Below are 20,338 nucleotides of genomic sequence, written 5' to 3' on the forward strand. Positions count from 1 at the left end.
TGGCAACGAAAGTGCGATCGCAGCTTTGGTAAAGTTAATCGACACCTCTGAGGATAAACACACCCGTTGGCGAGCGGCAGATAGCTTACGGAAAATAGCTGTTGGCAACGAAAGTGCGATCGCAGCTTTGGTAAAGTTAATCGACACCTCTGAGGATGAACACACCCGTTGGCGAGCGGCAGAAAGCTTACGGAAAATAGCTGTTGGCAACGAAGCTGCGATCACAGCTTTGGTAAAGTTAATCGATACCTCACAGTCTGAATTCACCCGTAGGCTAGCGGCATATAGCTTAGGGAAAATAGATCCTGGCAACGAACGTGCGATCACTGCTTTGGTAAAGTTAATCGACACCTCACAGTATGAATACACCCGTTGGCGAGCGGCAGATAGCTTACGGAAAATAGCTGTTGGCAACGAAGGTGCGATCGCAGCTTTGGTAAAGTTAATCGACACCTCTCAGGATGAATTCACCCGTAGGCAAGCGGCAGAAAGCTTAGAAAAGATTTTGACAACAGATCAGATGGCGAAAGTTGTCACTGCCTTGAGGGATAACTCCAAACCAAACAAAGAGCGTTACAAAGTCATCTGGCATTGCGCCCAAAATATGTCCTACTCAGATTTTTATCAAGCTTGGCATCCTCGCTCTAATATGAAATCAGCAATGAGATCTGCTCAATATCGTTGGTGGCAAGTTGCTTTGTACTTGTTCTTAGGGCTATGCATCTTTGCTTTAGTTCGCTTCACAGTTTCACCTAGCGTGAATAATCCTGCTAATATCCAGCGACAGCAGTAAATTCGTTAACGTTGATAAACCAGCCCTCAACATTTACAATTCTACTTCATCCATTCAACCTAATTTGCTAGAACATAAAAAGACTTCTTGATTTAATCCCCATCAGCAAAATTGATCTGAACACAACTTTTGATAACTTTGGAGTAAAACTTTTGAAGATGAAAACGTTGGAGGAAATTAAGCAAATTCTCAGACAGAGTAAACCGCTGTTGCAGGAGCAGTATCAGATCACGCAGCTAGGCATCTTTGGTTCTTACGCTCGTGGTGAACAGACACAGGAGAGCGATGTTGATGTACTCATTGACTATGATCGAGCGCCTACCTTATTTAAGCTGGTAGAGCTACGCGACTATCTCAGTAATGCGATCGGTATGAAGGTTGATATAGTAACGCAAAACGGTTTAAAGCCAAGAATCCGGGAGCGAGTGTTATCGGAAGTCGTTTATATATGACTAAGCGACAACTTTCAGAATTTCTCCAAGACATATTGGATGCTATTGCGGACATTGAAGCGTTTACAGACGGGATTGATTTTGAGACATTTCGAGTTAACCGTGAGAAAATTTTAGCTGTTGTGAAGTCAATCGAAATCTTAGGAGAGGCAGTCAAGCGAATTCCCGACGACATCCGCAGCCAGTACCCTCAAATTCCTTGGAAAGCGTTGGCTGGTATGCGAGATGTGTTAGTGCATGAGTATTGGGGAATTGATGTAAATGTTGTCTGGGCAACGGTTCATGAAGGATTGCCACCTTTAAAAGCAGTGATTGTTGAAATCACGAGAAACTTGCAGAATACTTGAGCAGATAAACTTGTTTTGCCAATCGCTGAAATGAATGTATTGGCAAACAAGAGTCAGAGGCGATTAGGCAAGTAACACTAATTTCTAGTGACGCAGGAAACAATGGTGGGCTACGGCGCACTTTTAATTATCATGTAAAACCTCAACTGTCGTGCGCCTAACCCACCCTACATAATGGATAATTTATTTTTTGGTACTCCCTTTACTTCGTTCCACTCGCAATGACATATCGTAAGTTGGATATTTTTTCACACCAACCCAGAACGCAGCGCGACAACTGCAGCTTGCACGCGATCGTCTACAGATAACTTATTCATAATCCCCCGAACATGAGTTTTGACAGTATTGGGACTCAAATAAAGCTTTTGTGCAATTTCTGGATTACTTAAGCCTTCTACCATCAGTTTCAAAACTTCTAACTCGCGCCCAGATAAATTTGCGGCGTTTCCACTGGGAGAAGGAGGTTTGAGATTATCAATCACTCGTCTGGCAACTTGGGGATCGAGGTAGGTTGCACCTTCAACTGCGGCGGCGATCGCACTCAACAGTCGCTCTACACTCGCCCCTTTGATACAATATGCATCTGCACCGCTAGACAACGCCGCAATAATTTCCGTATCTGTTTGATGCGATGTCAGCATCACAACATGAGTTTCTGGTAATGCTGCTTTAATTTGCTGTGTTGCAGCAATTCCATCCAACCGGGGTAACCCAATATCCATCACTACCAAATCCGGTTTTAATTTCAGTGCTGCTTGCACACCCAAGTAGCCATCTTCTGCTTGTCCGACAATTTCCAACTGGGGATGAGCCATTAATGACTGTTCCAATCCCAGTTGCATCATCGGATCATCTTCTACAATCAAAATTCGCAGCACAGAAGTATTAGCTGGTAGATTTAAGCGCAAGGTATTATTTTGAAACATTATTCTATTCTTCCACGCGATACCCCAACTCTGCCAAACGTGTCCGAGACTGACGCCATTTTGGTTGCACTTTGACGAACAATTCTAGGTAAACTTTTCCTGCAATCAACTTTTGCATTTGTTCGCGCGCTGCACTACCAACAGCTTTTAACATTGCTCCGCCTTTACCGATGAGAATTCCTTTTTGGGAATCGCGCTCAACGTGTATAGTCGCAAGTACACGGGTAATAGCTGGTGTTTCTTCCACCAAGTCAATGGCGATCGCAACTGAATGGGGTACTTCTTCACGAGTTAACAGCAAAATCTGTTCTCGAATCAATTCGCCCATAATAAAGCGTTCTGGCTGGTCTGTTACTAAGTCTGGTGGATAATATAATGGTCCTAGTTCTAACTGTTCAATTAATGATTGTTGCAGTTCAGGTAATCCGACACCAGTTTTGGCAGAAAATTTTCTTGTTTGCCACCTATGTTCCCTTGCCAATTCGGTGTAACTATTGTCTATTGTCTGGAAATTTGAAGGCTGTTCGTCAATTTTGTTTAAGCCTAAAATCACTGGTGTTGTACTGTGAGCAAGTAAATCAGCAACATAGCGATCCCCTGTCCCACAATTCGTCGATCCATCCACCACAAACAAAACCATATCTACCGATTCAATGGCTAGTTTGGCATTTTTCACCAGCACTTCCCCCAATTGATGATGAGGTTTATGAATTCCTGGCGTATCCACAAAAATCATCTGCGCTTCTGGAGTGGTGAGAATACCTCGTAACCGATTGCGTGTTGTTTGTGCTACTGGTGATGTTATCGCAATTTTTTGTCCAACTAATTGATTCATTAACGTAGATTTACCGACATTGGGACGACCAATAATGCCGACAAAACCTGACTTATATTCAGGAGGAGCCTGCGGAATTACCACTTCTCCTGAAAGAGAGAAGATATCATTTTGACTACTATTTACCCCTGGCTCTACCGTCATATTTTACTTTTAGGATTAAGTAACTTTTTGTACAAACACAAATCAAATAGAAAACTACCCTGAAATTACTACTATAGCTGATTTCGCTTACGTACAATCTATCGCAATCCGATTTTCTTTGGTGAATCACAAAGTAGAGACGCTTAACAGTGAACAGTGAACAATTGATCACTGGTAACTGATAACTGAGAACTGATAAAAGTGTACCTAGCTTCGCAAAAATAACATACGAGTCCTATACTAAAGTCAGAACAGACTATCCAATAATTCGTAGCACCAACTCACCTTCATTGACTGCCTGATTGCTTGAGATATCATAAACTAATCCATCTTGTTCTGCTATCACATGAATCACGCTCGGTAACTTACCTTCTTTATTAAATTTCAAAATTTGATAAATTCGTTCTCCAGCTTTCACAACACTTCCTAACTCTACTCGTTTTTGAATCATTCCACCTGTTGGAGCAAAATATTTTTTGCTCATACTTCTTCGTTTAAAACTCATTTGATTCAATGTATTTTTATTTAGAGGAAATTCATCAATTCGCAAAACTTCTTTTTCTGCCAAATAGTTTTTCACGCCTCGAAGACCTTTCTCCACTGAAACTGGATTCATTTGCATGCCTGTACCAAGTTCCAGTGTCCAAGCCTCGACGTCAAACCTAATTTCTCTACCAAGTTGTTTGAAGCAATCTTCCAAAGCGAGCCAAGGTTTGATAAAAGCCTCATCAAAAGCATCACCATCATATTTATCAAATCGAATTCCGAAATCGAGCAAGAAATATTTTGCACTTTCTTCTCGGTTACGAAAGACATAAAGGTAGTTTAATCCTTGAGATGTGTGACTGTGTAAGTCAATCAAATAATCTGCATCTAAACTCAGAGATTGTAGTTTATAGCTAAATAGTTCAGTGTAAGGAATTCCACTTGAAGAATTAATCTTTTCTAAAATCTGAGCAAATTTTTGTATAATAACATTAAGGTAATTCTTTCTGACAACCTCTAGTTCAAAATTTATTTGAGATTTTGCAAATTCCAATAAATTGTCAGCGTGCTTTTCGTAGTCCCAAAAAATACGGTTCCAATCTTTTCCTTCGTAACTACAGAATCGTCCTGAGGAAAAAATGTGCGACCGCTGATTGGTTGACATTGGGTTACAAACAGGAACTAACCAAATTTCGCCAAATAAGTCTGTATCATTTATCGTCTGCAAAAATTCAATCAGTTCATAAATAACACCATTGCCAGCAATTTCCGCACCATGTAAATTGGATTGGATGTAAACTTTTTTGCCCGGTTGAGCGCCAATGAATTTGTAGACTTGCAGGGATAAGACATCACCTGAAGCCATGTGACGCAGAGGAATGGTAGATACAACAGGAAGCATAAGTAATTAGCTCATTTAAAATTTACGGCTACACCTGCGGATAAACACGTTTTCGCAAAATAGGGATGCTCCCTTTGATGTTATTCATTTTCAATTTGAAGTTAGAACAAGTTCTCCAATAATTCCTAACACAACCTCACCTTCGTTAACTGCCTGATTGCTTGAGACATCAAAAACTAATCCATCTTGTTCTGCACTCACATCAATCACTGTTGGTAATGTACCGTCCTTATGAAAACTCAAAATTTGATAAATTCGCTCTCCAGTTTTTACATAACTTCCCAATTCTACTCTTGATTGAATCATTCCACCTGTTGGGGCATAATATCTTTTCATTTGAGTTCTTAGTTTCAAATTCATGTTATGAGATTCGCTTCCCTTGAAAGGAAACCCAGAGATTTGCAAAACCCCTTTGTATGCTAAATAGTTTTTCACACCTCGAAGACCTTTCTCCACTGAATCTGGGTTCATTTGCATTCCTGTACCAAGTTCAAGTGTCCAAGCCTCTATATCAAACCTAATTTCTCTACCAAGCTGTTTGAAATGCTCTTCCAAAGCTAACCAAGGTTGGATAAAGGTTTTATCAAAACCATCTTCATCGCATCTAAATTCAACAAATTTAATTCCAAATGGGAGTAAAAAATATTTTGCACTTTCTTCTCTATTACGGTAGAGATAAAGGTAGTTTAATGCTTGATTCGCGTGACTATGTAAGTCAATTAAATAATCTGCATCTAAACTCAGAGATTGCAGTCTGTAGCTAAATCGTTCCGTGTAAGGAACTCCACTAGGTGAGTTAATTTTTTCTAAATTTTTAACAAAACTTTGCTGAATTTTAGCCAGGTAGTTTTTTCTTACCACCTCTGGTTCAAAATTGATTTGAGATTTTGCAAATTCCAATAAATCGTCAGCGTGCTTTTCGTAGTCCCAAAATATACGATTCCAATCTTTTCCTTCATAACTACAGTATTGTCCAGAGGAAAAAATGTGCGATCGCTCATTGGTTGACATTGGGTTACAAACAGGAACTAACCAAATTTCGCCAAATAAGTCTGTATCATTTATCGTCTGCAAAAATTCAATCAGTTCATAAATAACACCATTGCCAGCAATTTCCGCACCATGTAAATTGGATTGGATGTAAACTTTTTTGCCCGGTTGAGCGCCAATGAATTTGTAGACTTGCAGGGATAAGACATCACCTGAAGCCATGTGACGCAGAGGAATAGTAGAAACAACCGGCAGCATAAGTAATTCCAAATAAAAATGATATTAATCTTTATGCTATGGGACAAACAAGATGTTTACCTATAGGAATCCGGTTTAATTTGGTGAACTAACAAAGTCAGCACAGGGAAGGCTTAACAGGGAATAGGGAACAGTGAACAGTAACAACTGATAACTGTTCACTGGTAACTGTTAAGTTCCTGGTAAATTACGTAACCGCTCGTCCAGATGAATACGGTCAGCTAATGCCTTAAGTAAAGGACCATGTGAGCTAAATTCTACAATACTTACTGAACCAACAGGGCATCCTAAACGATAACGAAAACGCCCGACATCAATTCCCAACAAGCTGCACAGCATAATTCTAATGGTTGCTTTATGGGAAACAATTAAGACATTGCCACTGCTGTAACGATGCTTGATTTCTTCAATAACTTGGGTAGCACGAGATGCTATGGCGATCGCCATTTCCCCTCCACTAGGTGCATACCAAGCCGGATCTGCTAGCCAGCGGATATGATCATCATGAAACTCTAGATTCACCGTCTCTGGTGTTTTGCCTTCCCATTTGCCATAGTTAATTTCCTTTAAGCCATCCCGCAATTCTGGTTGGATACCGATTTCGTCACATAAGGGTTTTGCGGTAGCTATGGTTCGTCCCATTGGACTACAAAAAATTGCCGTCCAAGGTTTAGAACTGTATGCAGTCGCAAAAGCTTTTGCCATTTCCAAGCCATCTGTGGTAAGTTCTGGATCTAGCGAACCACAGAAAAAATTACTGCGGCTGTATTCTGTCTGTCCGTGACGGAGCAAATAAACAGTTAGACTCATAATTCCAATACCAAATTCCAATACCAATTGGGATTTTAGATTGCTCACTAGTCATTAGTCACTAGTTACTAGTCATTAGTCAATGCCTAAAGACAGGGTGTAGGGAAGTAAGGGGAGTAGGGGGAGTCAAATGTATCAGGATTTTTGTGAAAGGGTATTACACCTTTACACCTCCACACCAGTTCGTACTGATATCCCTACAAATATATTCTCTGTTTCAAGTCTCTGTGATTGTTATCTATATTAGAGGCTATGGCTAAGATAACGAAGTGCCGATAACATATTCTATTTGTGCTTGGGACAGGAATTATGGCAATAACACAAGTCAACCCTTATCTCGATGGTAACTTTGCGCCAATACGCGAGGAAATCTCCACAAACTCCCTAAAAGTCATAGGTGAACTCCCTCATGACTTATCAGGAATGTTCGTGCGCAATGGTCCTAATCCTCAATGGAAGCCGATTGGGGAGTACCATTGGTTTGATGGGGATGGAATGTTGCATGGGGTGCGAATTATTAACGGTAAAGCTGCCTATCGCAACCGCTATGTGCGCACAAAAGCATGGAAAATTGAGAACGAAGCAGGTAAAGCTGTCTGGAGTGGGTTCCTAGAACCACCACAAATTGACAATCCTCACGGACTAAGCAAGAATACAGCGAATACTGCTCTTGTGTGGCATGCAGGTCAACTTTTGGCCTTGTGGGAAGGAGGTGCGCCTCACGCTATCAAACTTCCTGAGTTAAAGACTCTGGGTGAACATACTTACAATGGTAAACTTGTCTCACCCGTGACTGCTCATCCCAAAGTAGATCCAGTGACGGGTGAGATGATGTTTTTTGGTTACAGCTTCGCACCGCCCTATCTGCAATACAGTGTGGTTTCACCACAAGGCGAACTTTTGCAGACGGAACCTATTGACATACCAACAGGCGTGATGATGCATGATTTTGCCATCACTGAAGACTACACAATTTTTATGGATTTGCCGCTGACTTTCAATATGGAAAGGCAAAAACGCGGCGAACCTATGATGAAGTTTGAGCACGACAAACCGAGTCGCTTTGGTATTGTTCCACGTTATGGCAATAACAGTAACATTGTATGGTTTGAGACTCCCGCTTGCTACGTCTTCCACACTCTCAACGCTTACGAGGAAGGAGATGAGGTAGTTCTGATTGCTTGTCGGATGAATTCCACCACGGTTTTGGATGTGCCGCAAGACACACACGTCGATTCTCAAGGAGATATCCCTCGTTTGCATCGCTGGCGGTTTAACTTGAAAACGGGCAAAGTCAGCGAAGAGATGCTGGATGATGTCCCTTCTGAATTTCCTCGTGTGAATGAGAATTTCTTGGGGCAAAAAACACGATACGGCTACACTGCGAAAATGGCGAAAAGTTCCATGCCTGTGTTCGATGGTTTGATTAAGTATGACTTGAACAGTGGCAAGTCCGAAACCCATGAATTTGGAAAAGGACGTTATGGTGGTGAAGCTGTGTTTGTACCACGTCCTAATGCAAAAGCAGAAGATGACGGCTGGCTTGTGACTTATGTTTACGACACCGTAGAGGAAACTTCTGAATTCGTGGTAGTTAGTGCTGAGGATATCACTGATGAACCAATAGCACGAGTGATGATTCCTCAGCGTATACCTTATGGGTTCCACGGTGCTTGGGTTTCTGAGGAACAGTTCAAAAAACGTGTGTAGATTTATATTCGTTTGCTTTCATGGGTGTCAATAATTAGGGGTGTAAGGATGTAGGGGCAGTAATTGGTGAGGGCACAGGATCGACCACCATTTTATTGACCAAGCTCATCAAAGATAAGCGTGGGGACCGGGTTGCCGTTTGTTTAGGGGTGTAGGTACAACGCTGGAAAATTCTCCAGTGGCATTCTACACCCTTACACCCGCAAAACCGTACACTCCTTTCTTGGTCATGAAAGTTAATAATGACTAATAATAAATAACCGATGACAAACTCATGATTACAGGCAAAACTAAACTACTTGGAGTGATTGGATATCCGGTGGAACATTCACTCTCACCAGTGATGCACAATGCTGCACTTACCCACTTGGGACTTAATTACGTCTATGTTCCTTTTCCAATAGAACCACAGAATTTAGAAATCGCTGTTCAAGGCTTTGCTGCTGTAGATGTTGTCGGTTTTAGCATTACAATTCCCCATAAACAGACAATATTGCCTTTGCTCTGCGAAGTTTCACCGATCGCCAAAGCTATAGGAGCAGTCAATACAGTAAGTCGTAAAGAGAACAAATGGATTGGTACAAACACTGACTGTGAAGGGTTTCTCGCTCCTTTGCGAACAACATATCATCAGCATTGGAGCCAAACAGTAGCTGTGATTTTAGGCAATGGTGGTGCAGCAAGAGCAGTTGTTGCAGGTTGTGCGGAATTAGGTTGTGAGAAGATTTATGTTGTTGGGCGCAACGCCCAAAAGTTAGAAGAATTCCAGAAGAGTTGGGGTGATTTTCAGGAGTCGCATAATTTACACGTCCACACTTGGGATTCTTTACCAAAACTTATTCCACAAGCAAACCTATTAGTAAACACAACCCCGATCGGGATGTATCCCAAGGTTGAAGAATCACCTTTAAGTGCAGAGGAAATGGGGAATTTACCTGTAGGGGCGATCGCCTACGATTTGATATACACCCCCAACCCAACAAAATTTCTCAAACAAGCGCAGCAGGTGGGCGCTATTGCAATTGATGGACTGGAAATGCTTGTTCAACAAGGCGCAGCAGCATTAAAAATCTGGTTACAACAAGATACTGTTCCCGTAGACGTGATGCGCCAAGCTTTGAGACAGCATTTGGGTTTAGAAGATTAATGGGGTGATGAGGTGATCTGGGGGAGATTCCAAATGTTGAATTTTGCTTCGACTGCGCTCAGCAACCATGAATTTTGAATTTTGAATTGTTATTAGACATCTCCGAAAAAGAATGTAGAGACGTTACATGTAACGTCTCTACAAGGGTTTCAGGTAACGCATCATTAATTTCCGGAGATGTCTATTAACTCCCTCTTCGCCAATGAACGCGATTCCACTCGTACATACCTTGAATTTCAAATTCAGCACCGTTGTAGAAGCGGACGATGCAGTCGGTTGAGGAAGAATCGCCATCGCTTATTTGATTAACATTAATGACAATACAGGGATACCATTCTGGGGTGCAAGGACCATTATCTTGTACCCATTCCCAAAGAGCGTTGCAAATTTCAATGCGATCACCAATCGTAAGGCTCCCTGCTGGAGCATCGCCCACTTTCAGCTTGAGGACATCTTTAGTAAAGTACTTGTCAAAGTGATATGGCTCAATACGATTTAGCCAGGATAACCCGTAGCGATCGCGAATGAATTGTACTGCACCGGAGTCATTTTCATTTAGCCAGTCGTTGAGCAATTGCGCTTTCCATGAGCCGTCTTGTTGTTCTTGTGCTTTGAAGAACTCTAAAAATGCTTGCAATTCTTGTTTTGTTAGTTCGTCTAGAGGATTAGCGCTATCAGACACACCAGTTTGAGACCCCTTGATTTGCTCTAAGATTTGCAGTAATATTCCTTTCTGCATATCAGAGAGGGGACAGCTTGCGACATCACAACGATCAAACGCTGCTTGCAAAACTGCTTTTATCTCATCTGGACTCATACGCTATATAGCAATTAAGAGTATTATCTATCATAATTATTACAAAACTTCAAAACAACTATCCAATCGCTTGAGAGCTAATTTCAGGTAAGCTGAGGTTGAAATATACCGCAATGGTGCTTTTTATCTGTGCTGAGTTAGTCGCAGCCTTTTTATCGGTGCATTGTTTTGTTATTCTTGTTGTTGGAGATATGCAAAAGAAAAATAGCTTAGTATCGTTCTTAAATTCTGTGCCCTTATTTACAAAGAATTACTCAAGATTGAGGATTCAGTACTCAATAGTCTTGAAGGTGATTTTGGTTTCCTGTGTCATAGGAATTGTATCGTGGGTGTTTACGCCAAGTGCTCTAGCGCTGACACAGATAAAACTCTCTGAGCTTTCCTATCACAAATGTCCATCAGAAATAGGAAAAGGATCTGTGACAAGTGGTACGACTATGGCAGCAAATTGCTTTATAGTCACAGGCAAAGCTCAAAATGGCACGAACAAAACTGTCTACGATGCAGATATTTTTGGGCGCATTTATGATGCTAACAATAATTCTGCCATGGAAAACCGTAACCGTCTTGGTTCTATCAAGGAAATTCCACCGGGTGTTAGTGATTTTGAATTGAGGATTTCTGTAGCAGCAAACCAGCCTGAACCTTTGAAGTTGAAGAAGTTCAAGGCGGCTGGATTTAGCGCTCAAGTCCGTAAGTAGTTGAACAATATGAATATGTAGAGACGTTGTCAACCTCCGTCTCTACAAAGGTTCATATTTCTCAACTTTAGACTTAACCAACTAATGGATTGGCGCTTAGATAAGAGAGCAAACCGCCTAATACGTTGAGTAATAGAAAAGCCAATATCGGTGAAACATCAATACCGCCCAATGGGGGAATAATTGAACGGAACAGATTCAGATAGGGGTCGCTTATTTGGCTTAACGCTGCAAACGGTTGATTATACCAGTTGATGCTGGGAAACCATGTTAACAGGACTCTAATAATCAGTAGAAGACTATAAATTTGTATGAATTTGCTCAGTGTGTCAATCAGTAAATCCATGGATTGGTTAATTTCCTACGAAGTGTCAAAAGCGGTCTTATCTTCGATTTTAAATGAGGCTAAGTCAAATGGCGGTTGCAGATTCTGCATGTCTCCATGATAAATACTCTGCGGTTTCTCACCATTTGTAGTTAGCATTTGCGATCTGCTAATGCTCGCTAATTAGCGTAACTCCTGGCTACGCGACGAAGAACGTTCGTGAATCAGCTGCTCTGAATTGGCATTCACATTCCCTAGCTGCTGTCGGACTTCGTCTATTGTGGCATTGAGCTGGGCGATTTTATCTTCAAGTGATCGCCGTGCCACTTCCATTTCCATATTCTCATTTTCCGAAGCTCTCATCTGACGTCTTTTGGCTGCTTTTTTAGCTTCTGTTAAGTTGGTGGTTGTTTGAGGCTCTTCCTCTAGGATTTGTTCTGGATCACGTCTTGTGGCAACAAGCGTACCGATAATACCACCAACCACACCACCGAAAATTGCTCCGGCAAAAAAACCACTTGCAAAACTATCTTGCTGACTCATAATTTTACTGCCTTGAAGAAACGCTGCACCTGTTGGGTTGTTTTTGCACCTCATGCTGTCGAATGTGCATATTAGCTTATGTTCCAAAGATGCGATCGCCTGCATCTCCTAATCCTGGTATGATAAATCCTTGATTGTTGACTGTTGCGTCAATAGTCGCTGTGTAAACAATTAAACCTGGATAAGCATCATTCAGTTTTTGTAAAGCTGGTGGAGCTGCTACCACAGATACAATCCGCGTTAGGGCTGGATCAATACCCCGTTGTGTTAATTCTGCCATTGCATTCATCATCGACCCTCCAGTGGCTAACATTGGATCGGTGACTAACACTCGCGTTTGCGGTTGGAATTTTTCTGGCAATTTGTTTAAGTAAGTAGAGGGTTGGAGTGTTTTTTCATCTCGCACTAAACCAAGATGATAAATCGACGCCAAAGGTAACACTGTTTGTGCTCCCTCTAGTAATCCTAGCCCAGCTCGCAGAATCGGTACCACTGCCATTGGAACCGTTGGATCTATTAAAGTTGCTGGGCTGACATCCAAAGGGGTTTGCACTGTCGCTTCTTGAGTTGGCAACCACTCTCTAGCAGCTTCGTAAGTCAACCAACGTCCTAACTCAGTCATCGCACTGCGAAATAATACGGAGGGTGTGGCAGCATCACGGGCAACTGCTAACCAGTGCTTGATTAGGGGGTGGGGCGGGACATAAACACGCAATTGTAGCGTCATAGCCAGAAATGGGCTTTTTCTATATGGTATAACAACTGAAACATCATAATACTTTTTTTTGTATGCAACTCACTGCTATAATTAGCACGAAAAAATTTATTGAAACAATTTTTCATTAGTAGTTGACATAGATTCTCAATCAAGGTTATATTGTATTTTCAGTGTTCTCCTCTCTTTAAGGATCGGCAGACGGGATTGGCCAGCGGTAGCAGGCTTTTCCCTCTTTTTTGTTATAGGGAACGCTTAACGCTTAAGATAAACTGTACGAAGCTTCGCAAAAATCAAATACGAGTCTTATCATGATTTACTAAAACAAAGGACAAGCGACAAATAACAAAAAAATGCATGCAGAGTGATGTTATCGTCATTGGATCTGGAATTGGTGGCTTAGTGACAGCAACTCAGCTGGCGGCAAAAGGTGCTAAGGTACTCGTACTAGAACGTTATCTGATCCCAGGAGGTAGTGCGGGTTACTTTCAACGGCAAGGCTATCGCTTTGATGTTGGGGCGTCGATGATTTTTGGGTTTGGGCAGAACGGTACCACCAACTTACTCACTCGTGCTTTGCAAGCTGTTAACGTTAGCTTAGAAGTGATTCCCGATCCAGTACAAATTCACTATCATCTGCCTAATGGCTTAAACCTAAAGGTTGATAAAGTGTATGAAAAATTTTTACAAAATGTGACTGCGTATTTTCCTAATGAAAGCCAAGGGATTCGTCGATTTTATGACGAATGCTGGAAAGTCTTTGATTGTCTTAACAGCATGGACTTGCTGTCCCTAGAAGAACCCCGGTATTTAATGCGTCTATTTTTTCAGCATCCTTTGGCATGTCTTGGTTTGGTAAAGTATCTGCCCCAAAATGCTGGAGATATAGCCCGACGCTATATTCAAGACTCTCAGTTGTTGAAATTTATAGATATGGAGTGTTATTGCTGGTCGGTCGTACCAGCTGAGATGACACCAATGATAAATGCTGGAATGGTATTTTCTGACAGGCACTATGGAGGAGTTAACTACCCTAAAGGGGGCGTCGGACAAATTGCCCAAAAATTAGTAGAGGGGCTTGTCAAAGCAGGTAGTCAGATTCAGTACCAAGCTAGGGTAACAAAAATTATTATAGAAAACAGACAAGCTGTGGGAGTACAACTCGCTAACGGTAAGACGCACCGTGCGAAGCGCATCGTGTCCAATGCAACACGTTGGGATACATTTGAAAAATTACTGACTCAAGAACAATTTTCTTTTGGTGAAACAAACTGGCAGCAACGCTATCAAAAATCACCCAGTTTTCTCAGTTTACACATGGGAGTGAAGGCAGAAATTTTGCCAAAGGGGACGGAGTGTCATCATATCGTGTTAGAAGATTGGGAAAAGATGACAGAACCGGAAGGGACTTTATTTGTGTCTATCCCGACGTTGCTTGACGCAGATTTAGCGCCAGCAGGACATCACATTATTCACGCCTTTACACCTCACTGGATTGATGAATGGCAAGGACTCTGTGCAAAGGAATACCAGGTGAAGAAGGAAGAAGCAGCTTGGCGAATTATTGACCGTCTGGAGAAGATTTTTCCTGGTTTGAATGCGGGGTTGGATTATCTGGAGGTGGGGACGCCATTAACTCATCGCCGCTTTTTAGGTCGTCAGGATGGAACTTACGGACCGATTCCGCGCCGGAAGTTACGGGGGTTACTGGGGATGTCGTTTAATAAAACATCTATCCCAGGACTTTATTGTGTGGGAGATAGTACGTTTCCAGGTCAGGGTTTAAATGCAGTGGCGTTTTCTGGGTTTGCCTGCGCCCATCGCATTGCCGTAGATTTAGGATTGTAGACCATCTCCCTTCTTGCCTGTTAAGCGTTAAGCGTGTTTGTTCACAGTTAAGGAGACTGGGAGAACTGCATAAGTTAAAAACACGGGCACTTATATATAGAGTGCAACTATATGGGATTGGTTATCCTGGAGTATGCACTCGCCATGGATGTATTATCTAGATACTGGAAAATTTATAGAATAAGTACCAGTCAAAGAGTTGGATACGAACATCGTTCAGTTCCTGCTGCACAGGAGTTTATCCAACAGATTCACAATCTCGCTCCAGCTAATATCCAAGCTGATTTGCTATCCTATTTTGGCGGTGAAAATTCTGTAGTTGATGTTACAAGTCGCGCCAAAGCAGGACTTTGTTTACGATCTTATGTTTCTCAACCCATCTTAAGAGCGTGTCAAAAAATTGACAATTTATTCGGTGGTGACAAGTTTTTCACCTATGAGGATTTGCTTAGGTTTGTCTTGGATGACGATGGAGAAACTTTAATTATTGTAGATGGAGATGGAAAAACTCAACTCAAGCTGGATAAGAATGGGGAAAGTAGGACAAGAAGTTACAACTTTTTTTCGCTCCAGATTTTGCAAACATTTAATGCCGACATAAAGTCTAAGATGAGCTTAGACAATTGGGCATTCTTGAAAACTACACAAAACCCCGAATTAAAAGATTTTTTAGCTGAGTTTGGATTTCAGCACTTCAGTGATTGGGCGCTTCTGAATAGAGTTAGAGTAAAACAATTGGAAAGTTTATCAAAGCGCGATCGCCACTTGGTAGAAGTTTTTCATGCTGTCTATCGTCGTGACAGAGTTCAAAAAAATTCAAAGGGAGTCAGAAAATGTCCAGAACCATCAAGTCCTCAGATGGAAGAAATGCTCAATGAATTGCAAAAAAGAGATATTATTATCAATTCAACTTTTGAGTTAATGACTGAACTCAAACAGGTTGTTCGACAACTCAGACACTATGATATATGGAGTTGTCGAGAATCTTTAGAAGTCCACGATTCTAATACAGGAGGTTATACATATAGAACAGATTTACCCATTAACAATTTTAATGAAGTGGATATAGAAGAGCAGGAAATCTTGGATTTTTTGCACGATCAACTTAGCTTAACCTTGAGTAATGCGATTATGCAAGAAATAGGCGATCGCATAAACTATTTAAAAAAAAGCAAGCATTATAGTATTTTCGCTGAACAATTTATTCCTGGTTTACAGTTATATTACTGTCAGAGTTTATCTCTTAAGGATATTGCACCACAATTGGGAATGACAAGTTGGGATCAAGCTCGACGAGTGTTGAATCCAGGAGAATTGCTCAGTAAAATACGTACCAGAACAGTGAAACAAGTTCTTGATAGTGTTTTAAGCAAGGCTGAGGAAAAAGGTTTAACCAAAATTCCTGCTGAACCAGAATATGTCAAAAAATTAGCCGAAGAGATTGAAGCTTTTGCCGATGAGGAAATCTTTAGAGAAGCGGCAGAAGAAATCAGAGTTGGAAAAGGCCGTTCGATGAATAGCTTATATGCTCAGCAAATTCGCAAATATATAGAATAACGTGCATACAACTTACGCTCATATCCTCAAATCCTTGTCTTGAAGTGAACCCAGGAAAATCTTAAATATAAAACACAAATCAGGAATACAATCATGCTTAATTATCCGGTTAATTCAAATGATATAAGACTTTTGCTCTCAGAAGTTATTTGGCTAGAGCTAGAAGACTTTGACAACGCAATCGATAACAGCAAATTCGTAAATAGCGAAGCACAACAATGGCAAACTTATCTAAATACACTGGCAAGCATTGGTTGTGAAAAATGGCTAAGTACACGCATACCACAAAAAGTGATTTGTAAAGAGACGAATGTTCTTGAGGATATTTATCATCTACATTTAGGAGATTATAAAATTTGTCCAATTGCGATAGAACATTTGCTGGATGAAGTTGTTAAAATCCCAAGTTCTGCAGCTGTTCATTTTTATGTCGTTGTTGAGGTGTTAGAAGAGGAAGAACAAGTAATTATTAGAGGAGTTTTGCGCTACGACGAACTGATGAATTATCGTAATCAATTCAATTTAGAGCTTCGGGATGGTTATTACCAAGTACCGCTGTCTTTATTTGATACCGAACTCAATCACTTATTGTTCTACTACTATTTCTCGGAACCTTTAGCTATTCCTTTACCTGTAACTTCCGCTCAATCTTCTTTAGTCTCACTCCAGAGGTCTTTGAATAATACCATAACCAAGTTGAGTGAATGGTTAGAGGGAGTGTTTGAACAAAGCTGGCAAACAATTGACACCCTGATAAATCCAGAGGCAAATTTAGCTCTTAGTACTAGAATTACACAAAGAGGTGCTAAAAAAGCTAAACTGATTGACTTGGGGGTGCAACTCGGTTACAAAACTGTGGCTCTTTTGGTAAATATCACAGAGGAAAGCGATGAAAAATTAGGTGTTTTGATCCAGGTACATCCCACGGGTGGAGAAAGATATTTGCCGCCTGATCTGAAATTGACTTTGCTGTCTAAAGCAGGAAAAACCCTTCAGGAAGTCACTTCGAGGTTGCAAGATAACTACATTCAACTAAAATTTTTCAAAGGGGAATCAGGAAAACGCTTTAGTGTTGAGTTAAGTTTAGGAGAAAATAGAAAGGTGAAAGAAGACTTTGAATTGTAATCAAGGGGAAAGAGCATGGCGGGAAAAAAGCCTGTATTTTTCCGTATTATAAAATCCATTGTTTCATTTAAATACCCAGGTAGAAGTTGGATAGCTCAACCAATACTCGCAGCAATTGCGATGTTTGTCTGCGTGCTCATATCACCAGTGTTGGCACAAGCTCCTCTTGTCAATTCTACTGTTCATCAATTTACAATTAGCGAGGGTAAAACACAAGACCTTGTGCAACAGGGTAAAAAACTTTACGAGGCTGGACAGTTTACCCTTGCTGTTAAAGTGTTGCAAGAGGCTTCTGCTGCTTTTAGAACTCAGGGAGATTATTTACGGGAAGCTGTAACTTTGAGCAATCTCTGTTTAGCTTTTCAACAACTCAGTTTATGGAACCAAGCTGAAAAAGCGATCGCTCAAAGTCTCAATTTATTAAAAAGTTTAAAGAATTCCCAAGAAAGTTCTAATATCCTAGCACAAGCCCTCGATGTGCAAGGACGCTTACAATTATCGCGGGGACAATCTGAAGCAGCATTGACCACTTGGCAACAAGCTGCTGGGATTTATCAGCAAATCAAAGACACTGCTGCATTCACCCGTAACCAGATTAACTCGGCTCAAGCTCTACAAGTTTTAGGACGATACCGTCAAGCAAAGAAAATTTTAACTGAAGTTTCGCAAACTTTTCAAAACCAAAGCGACTCATCAACAAAAGCATCGGGACTATTGAGTCTTGGCAACATTATGCAAGTCGTTGGTGATTTAAAGGAATCTCAGCAGGTATTGCAGCAAAGTTTAGCACTTGCAAAAGCGACGTCGTCTGATCAAATAATCGCTGAAACTCTCTTTAGCTTGGGAAACACTGCCCGTGCCCAGTATGATAAAAAAAAGGCATTGGATTATTACCAGCAAGCTGCAAGTGCTTCAACTGATTCAACTACACGTACTCAGGCACATCTGAATCGACTAAGCCTACTTGTTGAGACAAAGCAATTTGCAGATGCATCAGCATTATCGTCCCAAATCGAATCTGAAATCAACAACTTGCCGGCAAGTCGGATGGTAGTTGAGGCAAAAATAAACTTTGCCCAAAGTTTGATGAAACTAAACTCTTGCACCAGTTGTAAGACGATTCCGCCAAGGGTTGGAAACACCCCGCGAGTAGCAAAAGTCTTCTCAACAGAACAAAATACCGACTCATCAAAGTTTTTAGTCAATTTTAATGGACTTGGATTATTACCCCGGAACTTCAGTTCTGGGCGGGCGACATTGCTCATGGAGAATCGTGCTACATCTCCCTCATCCCCTTCTGTGCTAGAAACTTCAGCCCAGATACTCGCTAATGCTGTTCAGCAGGCGCAAAGTTTACAAGACAACCGAGCAGAATCTTATGCCCTCGGGACTCTTGGGAATTTGTATCAAATCAATCAGCAGTTTACGGATGCCCAAAAGCTCACTCAGAAAGCTTTAGTTATAGCTCAAAATCTTCATGCATTAGATATAGTTTATCAATGGCAATGGCAACTAGGACGTATATACAAGCAGCAGGGAAATCAAAAAACTGCAATTGCTTACTACTCTGAAGCTTTTAACACTCTCCAAACTTTACGTAGTGATTTAGTTGCTATCAATCCAGACATTCAGTTTTCCTTCCGTGAAAGTGTGGAACCTGTGTATCGGGAGTTAGTCGCATTGCTATTGCAAACAGAGAACGAGAGTATCCAACATCAAGAAAGCCAAAAGTCAGAAAACCAAAAAAATCTGCAGCAAGCTCGTTTTGTAATAGAAGCACTGCAAATTGCAGAATTAGATAATTTCTTTCGCTCAGCATGTTTAACTGCAAAGCAGAAACTTGATCTAATTGTTGATAAAAAAGACTCACGCTCAGCAGTTCTCTATCCAATCATTTTACCAGACCGTTTAGATGTTATTCTCAAATTGCCTAATCAGAACTTGCGGCACTACAAAACTGTCATTGCTGAAAATAAGGTAGAACGTGTTGTAGAAAATCTCACAGAATATTTACGCGATGTCACCAGAACTTCTCAAGTCAAACAGCTATCCCAACAAATATACGACTGGTTAATTCAACCTGCTGAAGCAGAGTTAAGCAAAAGTGGGATCAAAACCCTAGTGTTTGTCCTAGATGGAGCGTTGCGTAACATACCAATGTCAGTTCTCTATGACAAACAACATGAGAAATATCTGGTTGAAAAGTATGCGATCGCGATCGTCCCTGGATTACAACTGCTAGATCCCAAACCATTGCAAAAAGTCAAGTTAAATACCATTATTGCTGGAGTAGCTGCAGAACGGACTATTGAAAACCGCAAGTTTCCTCCGCTCCAAAATGTACCCCAGGAACTGCAACAAATCCAGTCTGAGGTACCCAAAACTGAAGAACTTTTAAATCAAAAGTTTACCGAACATAATCTCCAAAAAGAATTGCAATCAGCTCCCTTTTCTGTAGTTCATCTGGCGACTCACGGTGAGTTTAGTTCCGATCCAGAAAAAACTTTTGTTCTCACCTGGGATAAGTTACTTAAGGTGAAAGAATTTGATCACTTACTGCGATTCAGGGACACAAAAACGTCGAGTGCTATCGAATTGCTTGTGCTGAGTGCTTGTAAAACAGCTGTTGGAGACAAGCGAGCCGCTTTGGGACTTGCTGGAGTAGCTGTACAGGCAGGCGCACGTAGTACACTTGCAACATTGTGGTCTGTAGATGATGAAGCTACCGCCAATTTGATGAGTTGGTTTTACAAAGAATTGAAAGCAGGAGTTAATAAAGCCGAAGCACTCCAGCGTGCTCAACTAGCTGTTTTTGCCCAACAGAAAAGTCCATATTTTTGGGCACCTTTTGTATTAGTGGGGAATTGGCTCTAATGGGAGCAAGCAACAGGAGTGAGCCAAGAAGAAC

19 protein-coding genes are annotated in these 20,338 nt (G+C 41.2%); 10 read left to right on the plus strand and 9 right to left on the minus strand.

Annotated features, from left to right (window positions below):
- The 3 genes from AC5590_RS17400 to AC5590_RS17410 all read left to right on the plus strand — a co-directional run.
- A partial coding sequence (locus AC5590_RS17400) for a HEAT repeat domain-containing protein (RefSeq protein WP_169264785.1) occupies positions 1–793 on the plus strand: 793 nt, incomplete at its 5' end.
- 158 nt (positions 794–951) lie between these two features.
- Positions 952–1,245: a nucleotidyltransferase family protein gene (locus AC5590_RS17405; RefSeq protein WP_169264829.1), complete on the plus strand. Its 294-nt coding sequence runs from the start codon at positions 952–954 to the stop codon at positions 1,243–1,245.
- A complete protein-coding gene (locus AC5590_RS17410; RefSeq protein ID WP_169264786.1) occupies positions 1,242–1,592 on the plus strand; it encodes a HepT-like ribonuclease domain-containing protein in 351 nt (116 codons plus the stop codon). The genes AC5590_RS17405 and AC5590_RS17410 overlap by 4 nt, the downstream gene beginning before the upstream one ends.
- Before the next feature lie 248 nt (positions 1,593–1,840).
- Here the strand turns inward: AC5590_RS17410 and AC5590_RS17415 are convergent, their stop codons facing one another.
- From AC5590_RS17415 to AC5590_RS17435, 5 genes are all read right to left on the minus strand, one after another.
- Positions 1,841–2,518 (minus strand): response regulator, encoded by a 678-nt coding sequence (locus AC5590_RS17415; protein ID WP_169264787.1) that lies wholly within the window; start codon positions 2,516–2,518, stop codon positions 1,841–1,843.
- Positions 2,519–2,522: 4 nt separating this feature from the next.
- Positions 2,523–3,497 carry a GTPase Era gene (era, locus tag AC5590_RS17420; RefSeq protein ID WP_169264788.1) on the minus strand — a complete coding sequence of 325 codons (975 nt, stop codon included), beginning with the start codon at positions 3,495–3,497 and terminating at the stop codon, positions 2,523–2,525.
- A 256-nt stretch (positions 3,498–3,753) separates the two neighbouring features.
- Positions 3,754–4,884 (minus strand): succinylglutamate desuccinylase/aspartoacylase family protein, encoded by a 1,131-nt coding sequence (locus tag AC5590_RS17425; protein ID WP_169264789.1) that lies wholly within the window; start codon positions 4,882–4,884, stop codon positions 3,754–3,756.
- A gap of 90 nt (positions 4,885–4,974) precedes the next feature.
- Positions 4,975–6,132: a succinylglutamate desuccinylase/aspartoacylase family protein gene (locus AC5590_RS17430; protein ID WP_169264790.1), complete on the minus strand. Its 1,158-nt coding sequence runs from the start codon at positions 6,130–6,132 to the stop codon at positions 4,975–4,977.
- Positions 6,133–6,303: 171 nt separating this feature from the next.
- Positions 6,304–6,942 carry a histidine phosphatase family protein gene (locus tag AC5590_RS17435; protein WP_169264830.1) on the minus strand — a complete coding sequence of 213 codons (639 nt, stop codon included), beginning with the start codon at positions 6,940–6,942 and terminating at the stop codon, positions 6,304–6,306.
- A 309-nt stretch (positions 6,943–7,251) separates the two neighbouring features.
- On the opposite strand from AC5590_RS17435, the gene AC5590_RS17440 reads away from it, so the two are divergent.
- Together AC5590_RS17440 and AC5590_RS17445 are read left to right on the plus strand one after the other, a co-directional pair.
- Positions 7,252–8,652 carry a carotenoid oxygenase family protein gene (locus tag AC5590_RS17440; RefSeq protein WP_169264791.1) on the plus strand — a complete coding sequence of 467 codons (1,401 nt, stop codon included), beginning with the start codon at positions 7,252–7,254 and terminating at the stop codon, positions 8,650–8,652.
- Between the two features lie 274 nt (positions 8,653–8,926).
- Positions 8,927–9,799, plus strand: coding sequence for a shikimate dehydrogenase (locus AC5590_RS17445; RefSeq protein WP_169264792.1), 873 nt, complete (start codon positions 8,927–8,929; stop codon positions 9,797–9,799).
- A 184-nt stretch (positions 9,800–9,983) separates the two neighbouring features.
- On the opposite strand, the gene AC5590_RS17450 is transcribed toward AC5590_RS17445, so the two are convergent.
- The gene (locus AC5590_RS17450; RefSeq protein ID WP_169264793.1) at positions 9,984–10,616 is read right to left on the minus strand and encodes a hypothetical protein; all 633 of its coding nucleotides are present in this window, start codon (positions 10,614–10,616) and stop codon (positions 9,984–9,986) included.
- 191 nt (positions 10,617–10,807) lie between these two features.
- Here AC5590_RS17450 and AC5590_RS17455 point away from each other — a divergent pair, with 191 nt between their 5' ends.
- Positions 10,808–11,317, plus strand: coding sequence for a hypothetical protein (locus tag AC5590_RS17455; protein ID WP_246163204.1), 510 nt, complete (start codon positions 10,808–10,810; stop codon positions 11,315–11,317).
- 73 nt (positions 11,318–11,390) lie between these two features.
- On the opposite strand, the gene AC5590_RS17460 is transcribed toward AC5590_RS17455, so the two are convergent.
- The 3 genes from AC5590_RS17460 to upp form a co-directional block, all read right to left on the minus strand.
- Complete coding sequence (locus AC5590_RS17460; protein WP_169264794.1) at positions 11,391–11,663, minus strand: YggT family protein; 273 nt, start codon at positions 11,661–11,663, stop codon at positions 11,391–11,393.
- Between the two features lie 162 nt (positions 11,664–11,825).
- The gene (locus AC5590_RS17465) at positions 11,826–12,185 is read right to left on the minus strand and encodes a ssl2009 family thylakoid membrane protein (RefSeq protein ID WP_169264795.1); all 360 of its coding nucleotides are present in this window, start codon (positions 12,183–12,185) and stop codon (positions 11,826–11,828) included.
- 76 nt (positions 12,186–12,261) lie between these two features.
- A complete protein-coding gene (gene upp, locus AC5590_RS17470) occupies positions 12,262–12,912 on the minus strand; it encodes a uracil phosphoribosyltransferase (RefSeq protein WP_169264796.1) in 651 nt (216 codons plus the stop codon).
- 345 nt (positions 12,913–13,257) lie between these two features.
- Here upp and crtH point away from each other — a divergent pair, with 345 nt between their 5' ends.
- The 4 genes from crtH (at position 13,258) to AC5590_RS17490 (ending at position 20,304) form a co-directional block, all read left to right on the plus strand.
- Positions 13,258–14,748 (plus strand): carotenoid isomerase, encoded by a 1,491-nt coding sequence (crtH, locus tag AC5590_RS17475; protein WP_169264797.1) that lies wholly within the window; start codon positions 13,258–13,260, stop codon positions 14,746–14,748.
- Positions 14,749–14,892: 144 nt separating this feature from the next.
- A complete protein-coding gene (locus tag AC5590_RS17480) occupies positions 14,893–16,305 on the plus strand; it encodes a hypothetical protein (protein WP_169264832.1) in 1,413 nt (470 codons plus the stop codon).
- Positions 16,306–16,398: 93 nt separating this feature from the next.
- Complete coding sequence (locus AC5590_RS17485; protein WP_169264798.1) at positions 16,399–17,430, plus strand: DUF1822 family protein; 1,032 nt, start codon at positions 16,399–16,401, stop codon at positions 17,428–17,430.
- A gap of 15 nt (positions 17,431–17,445) precedes the next feature.
- Positions 17,446–20,304, plus strand: coding sequence for a CHAT domain-containing protein (locus AC5590_RS17490; protein ID WP_169264799.1), 2,859 nt, complete (start codon positions 17,446–17,448; stop codon positions 20,302–20,304).
- Positions 20,305–20,338 lie beyond the last annotated feature (34 nt).

The sequence above is a fragment of the Brasilonema octagenarum UFV-OR1 genome (assembly GCF_963888615.1).
Lineage (GTDB): Bacteria > Cyanobacteriota > Cyanobacteriia > Cyanobacteriales > Nostocaceae > Brasilonema > Brasilonema sennae.

What these genes read in the sequence shown, in the direction of transcription:
- AC5590_RS17455 (WP_246163204.1), top strand. Translation starts at nt 10,808, where the DNA reads ATGCAAAAGAAAAATAGCTTAGTATCGTTCTTAAATTCTGTGCCCTTA.
- era (WP_169264788.1), bottom strand. Translation starts at nt 3,497, where the DNA reads ATGACGGTAGAGCCAGGGGTAAATAGTAGTCAAAATGATATCTTCTCT.
- AC5590_RS17430 (WP_169264790.1), bottom strand. Translation starts at nt 6,132, where the DNA reads ATGCTGCCGGTTGTTTCTACTATTCCTCTGCGTCACATGGCTTCAGGT.
- AC5590_RS17460 (WP_169264794.1), bottom strand. Translation starts at nt 11,663, where the DNA reads ATGGATTTACTGATTGACACACTGAGCAAATTCATACAAATTTATAGT.
- AC5590_RS17485 (WP_169264798.1), top strand. Translation starts at nt 16,399, where the DNA reads ATGCTTAATTATCCGGTTAATTCAAATGATATAAGACTTTTGCTCTCA.
- AC5590_RS17465 (WP_169264795.1), bottom strand. Translation starts at nt 12,185, where the DNA reads ATGAGTCAGCAAGATAGTTTTGCAAGTGGTTTTTTTGCCGGAGCAATT.
- AC5590_RS17450 (WP_169264793.1), bottom strand. Translation starts at nt 10,616, where the DNA reads ATGAGTCCAGATGAGATAAAAGCAGTTTTGCAAGCAGCGTTTGATCGT.
- AC5590_RS17435 (WP_169264830.1), bottom strand. Translation starts at nt 6,942, where the DNA reads ATGAGTCTAACTGTTTATTTGCTCCGTCACGGACAGACAGAATACAGC.
- AC5590_RS17490 (WP_169264799.1), top strand. Translation starts at nt 17,446, where the DNA reads ATGGCGGGAAAAAAGCCTGTATTTTTCCGTATTATAAAATCCATTGTT.
- upp (WP_169264796.1), bottom strand. Translation starts at nt 12,912, where the DNA reads ATGACGCTACAATTGCGTGTTTATGTCCCGCCCCACCCCCTAATCAAG.
- crtH (WP_169264797.1), top strand. Translation starts at nt 13,258, where the DNA reads ATGCAGAGTGATGTTATCGTCATTGGATCTGGAATTGGTGGCTTAGTG.
- AC5590_RS17445 (WP_169264792.1), top strand. Translation starts at nt 8,927, where the DNA reads ATGATTACAGGCAAAACTAAACTACTTGGAGTGATTGGATATCCGGTG.
- AC5590_RS17410 (WP_169264786.1), top strand. Translation starts at nt 1,242, where the DNA reads ATGACTAAGCGACAACTTTCAGAATTTCTCCAAGACATATTGGATGCT.
- AC5590_RS17425 (WP_169264789.1), bottom strand. Translation starts at nt 4,884, where the DNA reads ATGCTTCCTGTTGTATCTACCATTCCTCTGCGTCACATGGCTTCAGGT.
- AC5590_RS17480 (WP_169264832.1), top strand. Translation starts at nt 14,893, where the DNA reads ATGGATGTATTATCTAGATACTGGAAAATTTATAGAATAAGTACCAGT.
- AC5590_RS17440 (WP_169264791.1), top strand. Translation starts at nt 7,252, where the DNA reads ATGGCAATAACACAAGTCAACCCTTATCTCGATGGTAACTTTGCGCCA.
- AC5590_RS17415 (WP_169264787.1), bottom strand. Translation starts at nt 2,518, where the DNA reads ATGTTTCAAAATAATACCTTGCGCTTAAATCTACCAGCTAATACTTCT.
- AC5590_RS17405 (WP_169264829.1), top strand. Translation starts at nt 952, where the DNA reads ATGAAAACGTTGGAGGAAATTAAGCAAATTCTCAGACAGAGTAAACCG.